Origin of the sequence: Streptomyces sp. NPDC005775, assembly GCF_042871565.1 — a bacterium.
Taxonomy (GTDB): Bacteria; Actinomycetota; Actinomycetes; order Streptomycetales; family Streptomycetaceae; genus Streptomyces.
This window is the reverse complement of the sequence record NZ_JBIAIU010000026.1, coordinates 13,886-27,481: the sequence shown is the minus strand read 5'-3', so window position 1 is coordinate 27,481 and position 13,596 is coordinate 13,886. Positions and strand designations below refer to the sequence as shown.

The 13,596-nt window shown below is 71.8% G+C and carries 15 protein-coding genes; 8 read left to right on the top strand and 7 right to left on the bottom strand.

From position 1 onward, the window contains the following. Positions 1-68 precede the first annotated feature (68 nt). The 6 genes from ACFYPA_RS36190 to ACFYPA_RS36165 all read right to left on the bottom strand — a co-directional run bounded on the left by ACFYPA_RS36190 (position 69) and on the right by ACFYPA_RS36165 (position 5,585). Positions 69-824: an SDR family oxidoreductase gene (locus ACFYPA_RS36190; RefSeq protein WP_389136834.1), complete on the bottom strand. Its 756-nt coding sequence runs from the start codon at positions 822-824 to the stop codon at positions 69-71. A 4-nt stretch (positions 825-828) separates the two neighbouring features. Continuing rightward, positions 829-2,640, bottom strand: coding sequence for a glycoside hydrolase family 15 protein (locus tag ACFYPA_RS36185; RefSeq protein ID WP_359084936.1), 1,812 nt, complete (start codon positions 2,638-2,640; stop codon positions 829-831). A 94-nt stretch (positions 2,641-2,734) separates the two neighbouring features. Then, positions 2,735-3,538: an SURF1 family protein gene (locus tag ACFYPA_RS36180; protein WP_389136858.1), complete on the bottom strand. Its 804-nt coding sequence runs from the start codon at positions 3,536-3,538 to the stop codon at positions 2,735-2,737. 72 nt (positions 3,539-3,610) lie between these two features. Beyond that, positions 3,611-3,844 (bottom strand): hypothetical protein, encoded by a 234-nt coding sequence (locus ACFYPA_RS36175; protein WP_078852816.1) that lies wholly within the window; start codon positions 3,842-3,844, stop codon positions 3,611-3,613. A gap of 63 nt (positions 3,845-3,907) precedes the next feature. Then, complete coding sequence (locus ACFYPA_RS36170) at positions 3,908-4,912, bottom strand: DEDDh family exonuclease (protein ID WP_359084934.1); 1,005 nt, start codon at positions 4,910-4,912, stop codon at positions 3,908-3,910. Between the two features lie 37 nt (positions 4,913-4,949). Then, positions 4,950-5,585, bottom strand: a complete 636-nt coding sequence (locus ACFYPA_RS36165) for a TetR family transcriptional regulator (protein WP_359084932.1) — start codon at positions 5,583-5,585, stop codon at positions 4,950-4,952. A gap of 112 nt (positions 5,586-5,697) precedes the next feature. Here ACFYPA_RS36165 and ACFYPA_RS36160 point away from each other — a divergent pair, with 112 nt between their 5' ends. Genes ACFYPA_RS36160 through ACFYPA_RS36140 form a run of 5 tightly spaced genes read left to right on the top strand, consistent with a single transcriptional unit; the run spans position 5,698 to position 10,632 of the window. Further along, positions 5,698-6,498 carry an acetoacetate decarboxylase family protein gene (locus tag ACFYPA_RS36160; protein ID WP_359084930.1) on the top strand — a complete coding sequence of 267 codons (801 nt, stop codon included), beginning with the start codon at positions 5,698-5,700 and terminating at the stop codon, positions 6,496-6,498. Further along, a complete protein-coding gene (locus ACFYPA_RS36155) occupies positions 6,495-7,379 on the top strand; it encodes an SDR family NAD(P)-dependent oxidoreductase (RefSeq protein ID WP_359084929.1) in 885 nt (294 codons plus the stop codon). The genes ACFYPA_RS36160 and ACFYPA_RS36155 overlap by 4 nt, the downstream gene beginning before the upstream one ends. A gap of 10 nt (positions 7,380-7,389) precedes the next feature. After that, the gene (locus ACFYPA_RS36150) at positions 7,390-8,670 is read left to right on the top strand and encodes an amidohydrolase family protein (RefSeq protein ID WP_359084928.1); all 1,281 of its coding nucleotides are present in this window, start codon (positions 7,390-7,392) and stop codon (positions 8,668-8,670) included. Continuing rightward, entirely contained in the window at positions 8,670-9,893 is a 1,224-nt protein-coding gene (locus ACFYPA_RS36145; RefSeq protein ID WP_359084927.1) for an amidohydrolase family protein, read from the top strand. The genes ACFYPA_RS36150 and ACFYPA_RS36145 overlap by 1 nt, the downstream gene beginning before the upstream one ends. Positions 9,894-9,918: 25 nt before the next feature. Continuing rightward, positions 9,919-10,632, top strand: coding sequence for a VIT family protein (locus tag ACFYPA_RS36140; RefSeq protein WP_359084926.1), 714 nt, complete (start codon positions 9,919-9,921; stop codon positions 10,630-10,632). A gap of 34 nt (positions 10,633-10,666) precedes the next feature. Here ACFYPA_RS36140 and ACFYPA_RS36135 read toward each other — a convergent pair whose 3' ends face one another. Beyond that, entirely contained in the window at positions 10,667-11,326 is a 660-nt protein-coding gene (locus ACFYPA_RS36135) for an MBL fold metallo-hydrolase (RefSeq protein WP_359084925.1), read from the bottom strand. Between the two features lie 111 nt (positions 11,327-11,437). On the opposite strand from ACFYPA_RS36135, the gene ACFYPA_RS36130 reads away from it, so the two are divergent. The 3 genes from ACFYPA_RS36130 (at position 11,438) to ACFYPA_RS36120 (ending at position 13,584) form a co-directional block, all read left to right on the top strand. Continuing rightward, positions 11,438-11,857 carry a helix-turn-helix domain-containing protein gene (locus tag ACFYPA_RS36130; RefSeq protein ID WP_359084923.1) on the top strand — a complete coding sequence of 140 codons (420 nt, stop codon included), beginning with the start codon at positions 11,438-11,440 and terminating at the stop codon, positions 11,855-11,857. Between the two features lie 150 nt (positions 11,858-12,007). Further along, the gene (locus ACFYPA_RS36125; RefSeq protein ID WP_359084922.1) at positions 12,008-12,898 is read left to right on the top strand and encodes a sterol desaturase family protein; all 891 of its coding nucleotides are present in this window, start codon (positions 12,008-12,010) and stop codon (positions 12,896-12,898) included. Continuing rightward, complete coding sequence (locus ACFYPA_RS36120) at positions 12,895-13,584, top strand: lysoplasmalogenase (RefSeq protein ID WP_359084921.1); 690 nt, start codon at positions 12,895-12,897, stop codon at positions 13,582-13,584. The genes ACFYPA_RS36125 and ACFYPA_RS36120 overlap by 4 nt, the downstream gene beginning before the upstream one ends. Positions 13,585-13,596: the final 12 nt, after the last annotated feature.

Sequence of the window (13,596 nt, the reverse complement as noted above, 5' to 3'; positions counted from 1 at the left end):
AACGGACCGGGGGCCGGACGATCACGAGCGTCCGGCCCCCGGCTTGCGTGTCGGGACGTGGCGCCGGCTCAGAAGCCGCGCCGGGACCCGCCGTCGACCGGCACCATGATGCCCGTCAGGTACGACGCGGCGGGCGAGAGCAGGAAGGCCGCCGTCCGGGCGAACTCCTCCGGAGTGCCGTAGCGGCGCAGCGGGATGGACGCCTCGTTGGCGGTGCGCGAGGCCGCCGCGTCGCCGGACAGCGCGTCGAGTTCGCGTACCCGGTCCGTGTCGATCCGGGCCGGCAGCACGCCCACCACCCGGATGCCCCGCGGACCGAGCTCGTCGGCCAGCGACTTGGCGAAGCCGGCCAGTCCGGGGCGCAGCCCGTTGGAAATGGTCAGTCCGGCGATCGGCTCGTGGACGGAGCCGGAGAGTACGAAGCCGATGACGCCGCCCCTGCCGAGCGCCGCGGCCGCCGCCCGGGCCAGGCGCACCGCGCCCAGGAACACCGATTCGAAGGCTGACTGCCACTGCGCGTCGGTGTTGTCGGCGGCGGAGCCCGGCGCCGGGCCGCCGACGCTGATGAGGATGCCGTCGAGTCGGCCGAACCCTTCCTGCGCGGTCTCCACCAGCCGCTGCGCCACGCTCGGATCGGCGTTGTCGGCGGCGAGACCGACGGCGTCCGGGCCCATCTCCTCGGCGGCCTCCCGGACGCTCTTCTCGTCGCGGCCGGTGATGATCACCTTCGCGCCGTCGGCGACCAGCGCCCGTGCCGTGGCGTTGCCCAGCCCCCGGGTCGCGCCGGTGACGATGTACACACGGTCTTTCAGTCCAAGATCCATGGCCCTATCCTGCCGTGTCACCCCGGGCCGCGTCCTCGACGGTCTGTTCCTCGGCCAGTGCCACCGCCGTGCCGACCAGCCCGATGTGGCTGAAGGCCTGCGGGAAGTTGCCGAGCTGACGCATGCCGACGGTGTCGTACTCCTCGGCAAGCAGCCCCACGTCGTTGCGGAGCGCCAGCAGCCGTTCGAAGAGCGCGGTGGCCTCTTCGGTGCGTCCGGTCATCCGCAACGCGTCCGCCAGCCAGAACGAGCAGGCGAGGAACGCGCCCTCGCCGCCGGGCAGTCCGTCGACCGCGGAGCCGTCGGTGCTGTAGCGGCGCACCAGTCCGTCGCTGCCCAGCTCCTCCCGGACGGCGTCCACCGTCCCGATGACGCGCGGGTCGTCCGGCGGCAGGAACCCGGTCCGGGCGATCAGCAGCGTCGCGGCGTCCAGCTCCCGCGATCCGTACGACTGGGTGAAGGTGTTGCGCACCGGGTCGTACCCCTTCTCGCACACCTCCCGGTGCACGGCGTCCCGCATCGCCCGCCAGCGCTCCGCGTCGCCGGGCAGGGACGGGTCCTCCTCCAGGCTCTGCACCGCGCGGTCGGCCGCCACCCAGGCCATCACCTTGGAGTGCACGAAGTGGCGGCGCCGGCCCCGGATCTCCCACAGCCCCTCGTCCGGTTCGCGCCAGGTGGACTCCAGGAAGCCGAGCAGGCTGAGCTGGAGGCTCCAGGCGTGCGGGGCGTCGTCAAGACCCGCGACCCGGGCCAGCCGGAGCGAGTCGATGACCTCCCCGTACACGTCGAGCTGGCGCTGGCGGACGGCGGCGTTGCCGATCCGGACGGGGGCGGAGTGCTCGTAACCGCGCAGCCACGGCAGCTCCGACTCGGGCAGTCTGCGCTCGCCCGCGAGTCCGTACATGATCTGCAGATCGGCCGGGTCCCCGGCGACCGCGCGCAGCAGCCAGTCCCGCCAGGCGGCGGCCTCCTCCAGATAGCCGGCCGAGGTCAGCGCGCCGAGGGTGAGGGTGGAGTCCCGCAGCCAGCAGAAGCGGTAGTCCCAGTTCCGTACGCCGCCGATGTCCTCCGGCAACGAGGTGGTCGGGGCCGCCACGATCCCGCCCGTGGGGCCGAAGGTGAGCGCCTTGAGCGTGATCAGCGAACGGATCACGGCTTCCCGGTAGGGGCCCTCGTACTTGCAGCGGCCGGACCATTCGGCCCAGTCGGTCAGGGTGTTCTCCAGTGCCTCGTACGGGTCGACGAGGTCGGGGCGGGGGGAGTGGGAGGGGTGCCAGGTCAGGACGAAGGCCACCTGTTCACCCGCGGAGACGCTGAACGAGGAACACGTGGAGAACTGCTGGCCCCACGTCTTGACGGGCGGCTCGCTCCGCAGCCAGGCGGAGTCGGGCCCCGCGACCGCCACCCGGTGGCCCTGCGACCGCCGCATCCACGGCACGATGGAGCCGAAGTCGAAGCGCAGCCGGATCACGGAGGCCATGTCGACCGTGCCGCTGACGCCCTCGACGATGCGCATCACATCGGGCTCGTGGTCGCGCTGCGGCATGAAGTCGATGACCTTGACGGTGCCGGTGCGGGTCTCCCAGAACGTCTCCAGGACGAGGGAGTCACCGCGGTAGGCACGGCGCGTGCAGATGTCCGCGCCCTTCGGGGCGATGCGCCAGTGGCCGTTCTCCTCGTCGCCGAGCAGCGCGGCGAAGCACGCGCCCGAGTCGAAGCGGGGCAGGCAGAGCCAGTCGACAGAACCGTTCCTGCCGACGAGGGCGGCCGTCTGGAGATCGCCGATGAGGGCGTAGTCCTCGATGCGTGGGGTCACGTTCTGGCGTGTTCCCGAACCTGACCCCCGTTAAGCAGCCGCGGGGGCAGGAGAGGCGGGAGTCACCCCCGCGGACGCCGGTCCGAACGTGCCGTCAGGCCTTCGTCGGCTCGGGTTCCGCCGCGTCGGCCCGCGTCGCGGCCTCGGCCGCCGCCGCGAGCCGGTCGCGCTTCTCACGTCGGGCCAGCACGACGTAGCCGACCGGGACACCGCCGGCGAACAGCCACCACTGCACGGCGTACGCCATGTGCGGGCCGATGGAACTGTCGTCGGGAGCCTCGATCAGCTCGGGGGAGTCGTCCTTCGGCTCCGGCCCGGTCTGCTCGATGTAGCCGCCGAGCACCGGCCGGGCCAGGAGCTTGGCCTGCTGGGCGCTGTTGATCAGCATCACCTGGCGGTCCGGCAGGTCCGAAATGTCCTTGATGCCGCTGGCGCCCGTCGTCTCGTCGGCCTTGAGCCGTCCGGTGACGGTCACCTCGCCCTTGGGCACGGCCGGCACGTCGGGGAAAGCGTGCTGGTCGGAGGCGGACGGGACCCAGCCGCGGTTGATCATGACCGTGCCGCCGCCCCTGAGGTCGAACGGGATCAGCACATGAACGCCGATGCTGCCGTCGGTGGCGGTCCTGCGCCGTACGACGACCTCGTGCTGCTCGTCGTACGTCCCCGTGGCCGTCACCGCACGCCAGTAGTCCGAGCGCGGAACGACGTGCCCGGGGGAGGTGAGCCCGGCGACCGGCACGGGCTTCGCCTTGAGGTTCTGCGAGATCAGGGCGTTCTGCGCGACCTTGTGCTCATGCCGGTGGAGCTGCCAGAAACCCAGCTCGACCATCGTCGGAATCAGGACGAGGGCGATGAGGGCGAGAATCAGCCACTGCCGGGTCAACAGGAAGCGGTACACCCCATGACGGTACAACTGCGTCATGGGGTGCATTGCGGAGGGGGTGGGTGGCAGGGGCGCGGCGCGCGGTGCTCAGACTTTGTCGATGATGCCCACCTTCCCCTCCGCGCGGGCGCAGTGGCCCCCGCAGAACCAGTGCCCGTCGACCTCCACGCCCTGGCCGATCACCTGGACCCGGCAGTGCTCGCAGATGGGCGCCATGCGGTGGATGGCGCAGGAGAAGCAGTCGAAGACGTGCACCGCGCCCTGCGCGTGCACCTCGAAGGACATCCCGTAGTCGTTTCCGCATACCTCGCAACGTGCCATGCGCCACAGGGTGGGACGCGGGGCGGCGGCGGGCGAGCGGCGGGCGGGCGAGTCGCCCCCGGTTCACTCCGATGACGGCGTCGGGCCCGGGACCCTGGCAGCGGCGGCCACGTCCCGCAGGAGATGGGTGAAGGCACTCTCCTCCAGGATCGGGGTGCCGAACGACTTGGCCTTCACCGTCTTCGACGTCGCCGCGTCCGGGTCGTTGGTGACGAGCAGGCTCGTCAGCCGGGAGACGCTCGTCGCCACGTGCAGCCCCGCCTCCACAGCCCGGTCCTCCAGGAGTTCGCGGTCGACCGAGGTGTCTCCGGAGAACGCCACCCGCATGCCCTGCATGAGAGGTTTGTCCTTCTCGTACCGTCCCGGATTCGGGTACGGGCAGGCCGGGCGCTTGCGCGAGGGGCGCCAGCTGTTCTGCGCCCCGTACGAGGACTGGTGGCCGACCCGCGGGGTGACGGGGGAGTCCGACCACTCGGTCAGCGGCCGGCACTCCAGCAGCGGCAGCCGCATCCCGCCCCGCGCCGCCGCGTGCAGGCTCGGGCGGAACGCCTCGGCCAGCACCCGGGCGTCGTCCAGCGCGTGGTGCGCGCGCTCCTGGACCACGCCGAAGTGGGCGGCCAGCGACTCCAGCTTGTGGTTGGGCAGCGGAAGCCGCAGCTCCTTGGAGAGCGCGATGGTGCACAGCCGCTGCTGTACCGGGGCGACGACGGCGGCCCGTGCGTACTCCCGGGCCAGCATCGACCAGTCGAAGGCGGCGTTGTGCGCGACGAGCACGCGGTCGGCGAGCCGCTCGGAGAGCTGGGCGGCGACCTCGGGGAAGAGCGGGGCGCCCTCCAGGACATCGCTCGTCAGTCCGTGGATCCAGACGGGACCGGGGTCGCGCTCCGGGTTGACGAGGGTGTACCAGTGGTCCTCGACATCGCCCTGGGCGTCCAGGCGGTAGACGGCGGCGGAGATGATCCGGTCGTCCCGTGCGAGGCCGGTGGTCTCCACGTCGACGACCGCGTACCCCTGCGGGTAGGCGGTCGGCCACGGTGCTGCGGTCTGGCGGTCGTCGAGCATGGTCACAGAGAATACGGGCCGCCACCGACAGTTCCCTATTCGGTCACCGGTCCCGGGCGGGCGGGCCGGCCAGCAGCCCGTCCACCAGGGCCCGCAGGGACGTGACGAACAACCGCTCCTGATCGGCCGGCCGGGCCAGCGCCCTGGCCAGTGCCGGGTCGCCGCCGGCCGTCGACGCGCTCCACAGGTCACCCTCCGCCGGGGACTGGACGGGGGACCTCTCACGGTTGCGCTCGACGAGAAGGAAGCCGACGGTGTGGAACTGCACCGCCCGCACGGCGGTGGCCGCGCGGGCGCCGCGCAGCCCGGCGGCGTGCACCTCGTGGACGAGCGCCCGCTGGGCCGGCAGGAACATCCGTTCCGTCAGTCCCCGTTCGTGCACCATCGCGATCAGGTGGGGCCGGGCGCGCAGCTCCCCGCGGAGCCCGCCGGCCACGGAGACGATCCGGGTGGCGGGGGTGCGCCCGGTGGGGCGCAGGGTGCCCATCTCCCGGACGGTGCGCTCGACGAGGGCGTCCAGCAGCGACTCGCGGTTGCCGACGTGCCAGTAGATCGAGGTGACGGCGGTGCCCAGCTCGGCTGCCAGCTTGCGCATGGTGAGGGTCTGCGGGCCGTGCTGCCGCACGAGCCCGGCAGCGGCCGCGAGGATCTCCTCACGGGTCAGCGACGAACGGGCCACGACTCCTCCAGACTCCGGAACTCCGTTACACGCACGGCTCTTTACCCTTCACGAGCTCCGGTGTAACTGTGTTACAGAACCCGGCACGGACAACCGAGAAGGGTGGCACCGCATGGCACGTGTACGGTACGGCGCGCGCACCGAGGCCGAGATCGCGGCGGCCCGCGAGGCCCGCTCCCGGCTCCCCGACATCTGGTCCACCGGCGTCACCGCCCTCTGGGAGAGCGACCCGGACGCGGTGGCGGCCGTCCTTCCGCCGCCCCTGAAACCCTCCGAGCGCCCGCTCGTCCGGGCGAGCATCAGCAAGGTCGACCTGCCCGGTTACCCCCTCGGCGCGGGCTCCGTCGGCGTCGCCGCCGTCCACGACGGACACGAGGGCTGGTATCCGCTGGTCATGCCGATGACCCACGAGCGGGCACTGACCGGCGGCCGCGAGGTGTTCGGCGAGCCCAAGAAGCTCGGCGAGGTGAGCGTGGAGCGCGACGGACTCGTCGTACGCGCCTCGCTCGCCCGCCACGGCATCCACTTCGTCGAGATCCGCGGCGCGGTCGGCGAACCGCTCCCGCTGCCCGCACCGGCCACCAAGCTCGACTTCTACTTCAAGTTCCTGCCCGCGGCGGACGGCGACGGCTTCGACTCCGACCCCGTACTGATCCACTGCACCCGTCACGAGAAGGTCCGCCGGCTGGAGCGGATCACCGGCGACGTGGTGCTGCGCGAATCCATGTACGACCCGGTCGCCGACCTCCCCGTGCTTCGCGTCCTCGACCTCACCATCGGCGAGAAGACCAGCGACCAGCGGGGCCGGGCCGTCGAGCGGGTGAGCGCCGACGCGCTGCTGCCGTACATCCACCAGCGCTACGACGACCCGCAGCAGATCCACGACGGCCCGCCGCGAGGGAGCGTCCGATGAGGCTTCAGGAAGGGCAGGTCGCCGTCGTCACCGGCGCCGCGAGCGGCATCGGACGCGCGATGGCCCGCAGGTTCGCGGCCGAGGGGCTGAGGGTCGTGCTCGCCGACGTGGAGGAGGGCGCACTCGACAAGGCGGCCGGTGAACTGCGCCGCGAGGGTGCGCAGGTGCTGGCCGCCGTCGTCGACGTGAGCGAGCGCGACTCCGTCACGGCACTGGCCGAAGCCGCGTACGACACCTTCGGCGCCGTGCACGTGCTGTGCAACAACGCCGGGGTCGGCTCCGGCGCCGAGGGCCGGATGTGGGAGCACGACCCGAACGACTGGAAGTGGGCGTTCGCCGTCAACGTGTGGGGCGTCTTCCACGGCATCCAGGCCTTCCTGCCGCGCATGCTGGCCGACGGCGCCCCGGGCCACGTCGTCAACACCTCGTCCGGCGACGGCGGCATCGCCCCGCTGCCCACCGCCTCCGTGTACGCGGTCACCAAGTCAGCCGTCGTCACGATGACCGAGTCGCTGTACGCGCACCTGCGGGCCGAGGGCGCACCGATCGGCGCCTCGGTCCTCTTCCCCGGCCCGCACATGCTGCGCACCGGCCTCTGGGAGTCGCACCGCAACCGGCCCGAGCGGTACGCCAAGGAGCGTCCGCGCCGGACTCCGTACCGCAGCCTGGACCAGTGGGAGAGCGCCATGAGGTCGGCGGGCCACGAGGTGGAGTTCACGCCGGTGGAGGACGTCGCCGGGACCGTCGTGGACGGGATACGCGCCGACCGGTTCTGGATGCTGCCCGACAGCGAGCACAGCGACCGGCAGATCCGTGCCAGGTCGCAGTCGATGCTCGACCGGTCCAATCCGTCGTACCTGGAGAGCTTCGTACTCGACTGAGAGGTGAGCGATGACCGACGACGACCCGTACCTGATCATCTCCTCCGACTGCCACGCCGGGCTCCCCACCGAGGAGTACCGGCCCTACCTCGATGGCCGGTTCCACCGCGAGTTCGACGACTTCCTGGCCGGCCGCGACCGCCGGCGCGAGGAGATGACCCGCCTCGGCGTCCGTAACGAGGCCTTCGCCGACAAGTGGTTCCACGACAACGAGGAGGGGCTGAAGGGAGGTTGGGACGCCGGGCAGCGTCTCAAGGAGCTCGACGGCGACGGGGTGGCGGCCGAGGTCGTCTTCCCCGACGCGGACGCCGTGGACAGCCGCACCGCGGCACCCTTCGGTGTCGGCCTCGGCCTCTCCGGCGACCAGGACCCCGAGCTGGGCATGGCGGGGGCCCAGGCGCACAACCGCTGGCTCGCCGACTTCGTCTCGCTCCACCCCGAACGCCACTGCGGCGTCGCCCTGCTGCCGGTCACCGGCGAGACCGACCGGGTCGTCGCGGAGATCCACCGGGCGAAGGAGTCCGGACTCGGCGCCCTGATGATCCCCTCGATGTGGGTGGACAAGGCCCCGTACCACGACCGCCGTTACGACCCCGTGTGGGCGGCGGCGGCCGAGACGGGCATGCCGGTCGTCACCCACTCCGGCGCGGCGCCCCGCCACGAGTACGGCGACCACCTCGGCATCTACGTCTCCGAGGTCACCTGGTGGCCCTCCCGACCGCTCTGGTTCCTCCTCTGGTCGGGCGCCTTCGAACGCCACCCGGGGCTGAAGTTCGGCGTCGCCGAGTCCGGCTGCTGGTGGCTGCCGAACCTCCTGTGGTTCATGGACCGGCTCTACCTCGGCGCCCACGGCGGCAAGAAGCTCTCCCCGTTCGCCGAACTGAAGCGCCCGCCGCACGAGTACCTCGACCGGCAGGTGTTCATCTGCGCCACCAACACCAAACGCCGCGAACTGGCCCAGCGCTACGAGATCGGCGTCGGCAACATCCTGTGGGGCAGCGACTTCCCGCACCCCGAGGGCACCTGGCCGGACACCGCGAACTGGCTGCGCAACACCTTCCACGACATCCCCGTCGCCGAGACCCGCGTGATGCTGGGCCAGGCCGCGGCCGAGGTCTTCGGCTTCGACACGGACAGGCTCGCCCCGATCGCCGCACGCATCGGCCCCACCCCCGCCGACCTGGGCCAGAGCACCGACCAGAGCGCCGTCGAGGCCTCCTGGGCCCGCTCGCGCGACGTCGGCCGGCACTGGCTGACCGACCACGACTTCCCCGTCCTGGGGGTCTCCTGATGGACCGCTACACCGTCATCTCCGCCGACTGCCACGCCGGTGCCGACCTCCTCGACTACCGGCCCTACCTGGAGTCGAAGCACCACGACGACTTCGACGCCTGGGCGGCGAACTACGTCAACCCGTACGAGGACCTGGTCGCCGACTCCGCCGACCGCAACTGGAACTCGGACCGCCGCCTCGCCGAACTGGAGGCCGACGGCATCGTCGCGGAGGTCGTCTTCCCCAACACCATCCCGCCCTTCTTCCCCTCCGCCTCCCTGATGGCCCCGGCGCCCTCCCGGCAGGAGTACGAACAGCGCTGGGCCGGGCTGCGCGCCCACAACCGCTGGCTCGCCGACTTCTGCGCCGCCGCGCCGGGCCGGCGGGCCGGCGTCGCCCAGATCCTCCTCAACGACCCCGCCGAGGCGGTCCGCGAGATCCGCCGCACCACGCAGGCGGGCCTCACCGGCGGCATCCTGCTGCCCGGCGCCCCACCGGGCTCCGGCATCCCGGAGCTGTACTCCGACGTGTACGACCCCCTCTGGGCGGTCTGCGCGGAGCTCGGCGTACCGGTCAACCACCACGGCGGCTCCGCCTCCCCGCCGCTCGGCGACGAACCGGCGGCCCGCGCCGTCTTCATGGTGGAGACCACCTGGTTCTCGCACCGCGCGCTGTGGCACCTGATCTTCGGCGGAGCCTTCCGCCGCCACCCCGGGCTGCGACTGGTCCTCACCGAACAGGGCTCGGGCTGGATCCCGGGCATCGTGGAGATGCTCGACTACTACCACGGACGGCTGCTCGCGGCGGCCTCCCGGGCGGCGACCGCCGAGTCCAGGTTCGGCGCCGGGCTCGCCGCTTCGATGGGCGCGAGCCCCAGTGAGGTCTGGCGCGAGAACTGCTACGTGGGCGCCAGCTTCATGCGGCCGCACGAGGTGCCGCTGCGCGACCGGATCGGCCTCGACAAGATCATGTGGGGCAGCGACTACCCGCACGACGAGGGCACCGCCCCGTACTCGCGGGAGGGCCTGCGGATCGCGTACGCCGGGCTGCCGCCCGAGGAGATCGCGGCCATGACCGGCGGGAACGCGGCCCGCGTCTACGGATTCGACCTCCCGGCGCTGGACCGCGTCGCGGCCCGCGTCGGCCCGACCGTCGAGGAGATCGCCGAACCCCTGAAGGAGGTCCCGGCGGACGCGACCAGCCCCGCCTTCGCACCGGGTGGGTCGGTACGGGTCTGGTGACGCGGCGGAGTGAGACCATCCCCGGGTGACGGATACCCAGGGCCACCACGAACCGCACGGGAACGGCCTCGGCGCGCGGCTGAACTGGCTGCGCGCCGCGGTGCTCGGGGCCAACGACGGCGTGGTCTCCACCGCGGGCCTCGTCGTCGGGGTCGCCGGGGCCACCGGCGACCGCAGCACACTCCTGACGGCGGGGCTGGCCGGGCTGCTGGCCGGCTCCATGTCGATGGCGGCGGGCGAGTACGTGTCGGTCTCCACCCAGCGTGACTCGGAGAAGGCCGCACTGGCCACGGAGAAGCGCGAACTCCAGGAGACCCCGGAGGCGGAACTCGCCGAACTCACCGGCCTGCTGGAGGCCAAGGGGCTCAGCCGGGAGGTGGCCCGCGAGGCGGCCGTCCAGCTCACCGAGCGCGACCCGCTGCGCGCCCACGCCGAGGTCGAACTGGGCATCGACCCGGACGACCTGACGAACCCGTGGCACGCGGCGGGAGCCAGCTTCCTCGCCTTCACGGTGGGCGCGCTGCTGCCGCTGCTGGCGATCGTGCTGCCGCCGTCGTCGGCGCGGCTCCCGGTGACCGTGTTGTCGGTGCTCGCGGCGCTCGCCCTGACGGGCTGGTGGAGCGCCCGGCTGGGCGACGCGGCGGCGGGCCCGGCGGTGCTGCGCAACATGGGCGGGGGAGCGGTGGCGATGGCCGTGACGTACGTGGCGGGGGAGCTGCTGGGGGCGGCGGGGGTCTAGGCCGACCGGCCCACGGGGCCGGAAGCGCTCACCGTCACGCCGCACGCACCGGGAGCTGGAGGGACGCGCCGGGTTCGAGGTGGCGGATGGGGATACCGGTCAGCCCCTGTTCGCCGAGGAGGCCGGCGGTGGACCGCAGGCCGAGATCGCTGAGCATGAGCTCGTGGATCTGGACGACGTGCTCCGGCTTCACACCGCGCACGTAGTCCGCGGCGTCGCCGAGCTTGGTCCACGGGCCACTGGTCGGCAGCAGCAGGGTGTGTACACGGGCGGCGGGCACGAAGTAGGCGTCGCCGGGGTGGTAGACGGTCCCGCCGTCGAAGAGATAGCCGACGTTGTCGGGGCAGGGGATGTCGGCGTGGATCGGAGCGTGGCGATCCCCGTGAACGCTGACGTCGATGGAGCCGACGCTGAAGGTGTCACCCGCGGACACCGCGTGGACGCGGCCGTCACCGCTGCCGAGCCTCGCCGCGACGGCGGCCGTTCCGTAGACGTGCAGCTCCGGCCGGGAGGCGAGGGCGGCTGCGACCAGCGCGTCATCGAAGTGATCGAAGTGCTCGTGAGTGATCAGGATGGCGTGGACCCGCTTGACGGCTTCCGCCGCGTCCGGGGTGAAGGTACCGGGGTCGATGATCAGACGGCTGTCGTCCTTTTCGAGCGTGACGCAGGCGTGGGCGTGCTTGGTGAGTTTCATGGGAGGTCCTTCCGGGCGAAGAAGTTCGTACAACTGAACTGTACAACTTGGTTGTACATATCTCCGCACCTGAGGTGTACACCCGAGGTGCGGATCGCTTAGCTTGGACGTATGGGTGACAACCAACTGGCGGAGGAACTGCGGCTGACCATCGGGCAGCTCGTACGCACCGTGCGTTCCGCCGACACGATGCCCCCCGGCGAATCCGCCGTCCTGGGATACCTGGACCGCGACGGTCCGATGACCACCGCCGACGTCGCACACGAACGGGGCGTCAGCCACCAATCGGCCGCCAAGTCGGTCAAGGAGCTGCTCGCCCGGGGGCTCGTGCGTACGGAGGCGCACCCGGACGACGGCCGCAAGCTGCTGCTCCACCTGACGGCCGCCGGAAGCAGCCGCCTGGCCGAGGAGCGCCGAGGGCGTGCGGACAGCCTGGGTGCGGCGATCGCCGACACCCTGAGCCCCGCTGAGCGACGGACGCTCGCGGCCGCCCTCCCCCTGCTGTCCCGGCTGGCCACTCACGCGCGTTGAACCGCATGCCGGCTCTCGGGCCACCGCTCCAGCCCCGGAGCGGGGATCCGTCGTTGGCGGAAGGTGCCAAATACTGCTGACACCGCGTCTCGCATACTTGTTGGTAACAACGTCTAGTCGGAGGCCGACCTGCGGCTCTACGGTGCAGGCATGCCGACGAACCTGCCCGATGTAGTGCTCTGGTCCATACCGGCCTTCGTCCTGCTCACCGTTCTGGAGATGGCACTCCACCACTTCCACCCCGACGAGGACGCCGCCGGCTACCAGGCGAAGGACGCCACCACCAGCATCACCATGGGGCTGGGCAGCCTGGCCTTCGACCTGCTGTGGAAAGTGCCCATCGTCGCGATCTACACCGCGGTGTACGAGCTGACCCCGCTCCGCGTCCCGCTCCTGTGGTGGACCGTCCCGCTCATGCTGCTGGGACAGGACTTCTTCTACTACTGGTCCCACCGCGGGCACCACGTCATCCGGATCCTCTGGGCCTGCCACGTGGTCCACCACTCCAGCCGGAAGTTCAACCTCTCCACTGCGCTGCGCCAGCCCTGGACCTCGCTGACCGTCTGGCCGTTCTACCTCCCGCTGATCGCCTGCGGCGTCCACCCGGCCGCGCTGGCCTTCTGCTCCTCGGTCAATCTCGTCTACCAGTTCTGGGTGCACACCGAGCGGATCGACAAGCTGCCCCGGCCCTTCGAGTACGTGCTGAACACCCCCTCCCACCACCGGGTGCACCACGCCTCCCAGGGCGGCTACCTCGACCGGAACTTCGGCGGCATCCTGATCGTGTGGGACCGGTGGTTCGGGTCCTTCACCGCGGAGACGGAGCGGCCCGTGTTCGGTCTCACCAAGAACATCGACACGTTCAACCCGCTGCGGGTCGCCACCCACGAGTACGCCGCCATCGCCCGCGACGTGCGTGCCGCGGGCAGTTGGAGCGAGCGGGCCGGGCGGGTCTTCCGCGGGCCCGGCTGGCAGCCGGCCACCGCTGCACTCCCCGCGGTCGCCCCCGCGGTCGCCCCCGCGCGGGAGCGCACCGGATGAGGGCCGGCCCGCTCCCGGACCGGCGGGAGCGCCTCGTACGCCTCCTGCTCATCGCCTTCCTCGTCGCGTGCGTCGCCGACCTCGCCGGGGTCCTCACCGACAGCGGCCCCGTCCACGTCGTCGCCAAGCCGCTGCTGATGCCGCTGCTCGCCGCGTACGCCGCCGCCCGGCGCGGGCCCCGGCTGCTGATCGCCGCCCTGCTCTGCGGCTGGATCGGGGACGTGTTCCTGCTGGCCGACTCCGACCTCGCCTTCCTCATCGGGATGGGCGGCTTCGCCGCAGGCCACCTCTGCTACCTGCGGATCTTCGGCCGGGCGCGCGGCGCCCTGCTGCCCGGCATCGGGTACGCCGTCGTGCTGACCGTCTTCGTCGCCCTGATCTGGGCCGGGCTGCCGGCCGGGCTGCGGGTTCCGATGGCGGGCTACAGCCTGCTGCTGACGGCCATGGCCTACCGCGCCGGCGTTCTCGGCCGGTACGCGGCCGCCGGAGGCGCGCTCTTCCTGCTCTCCGACGCGCTGATCGCCACCGGCATCGCCGACTGGCCACAGCCGCCCGCACCCGGCTTCTGGGTCATGTTCACCTATGTGGCCGCGCAGCTCCTGCTGACCCTCGGCGTCCTCGCCCCCGGGGCGGGAGGGGCCCGTGCCGTTCTCGGGGCGTACCGTGAGCGGAGTATCAGCATCTGAGATCAGCAAGGA

Excerpts from the sequence above, each read along its gene's own strand:
- ACFYPA_RS36190 (WP_389136834.1), bottom strand. The coding sequence starts at position 824 with ATGGATCTTGGACTGAAAGACCGTGTGTACATCGTCACCGGCGCGACC.
- ACFYPA_RS36175 (WP_078852816.1), bottom strand. The coding sequence starts at position 3,844 with ATGGCACGTTGCGAGGTATGCGGAAACGACTACGGGATGTCCTTCGAG.
- ACFYPA_RS36160 (WP_359084930.1), top strand. The coding sequence starts at position 5,698 with ATGGCACGTGTACGGTACGGCGCGCGCACCGAGGCCGAGATCGCGGCG.
- ACFYPA_RS36155 (WP_359084929.1), top strand. The coding sequence starts at position 6,495 with ATGAGGCTTCAGGAAGGGCAGGTCGCCGTCGTCACCGGCGCCGCGAGC.
- ACFYPA_RS36150 (WP_359084928.1), top strand. The coding sequence starts at position 7,390 with ATGACCGACGACGACCCGTACCTGATCATCTCCTCCGACTGCCACGCC.
- ACFYPA_RS36145 (WP_359084927.1), top strand. The coding sequence starts at position 8,670 with ATGGACCGCTACACCGTCATCTCCGCCGACTGCCACGCCGGTGCCGAC.
- ACFYPA_RS36135 (WP_359084925.1), bottom strand. The coding sequence starts at position 11,326 with ATGAAACTCACCAAGCACGCCCACGCCTGCGTCACGCTCGAAAAGGAC.
- ACFYPA_RS36130 (WP_359084923.1), top strand. The coding sequence starts at position 11,438 with ATGGGTGACAACCAACTGGCGGAGGAACTGCGGCTGACCATCGGGCAG.
- ACFYPA_RS36125 (WP_359084922.1), top strand. The coding sequence starts at position 12,008 with ATGCCGACGAACCTGCCCGATGTAGTGCTCTGGTCCATACCGGCCTTC.
- ACFYPA_RS36120 (WP_359084921.1), top strand. The coding sequence starts at position 12,895 with ATGAGGGCCGGCCCGCTCCCGGACCGGCGGGAGCGCCTCGTACGCCTC.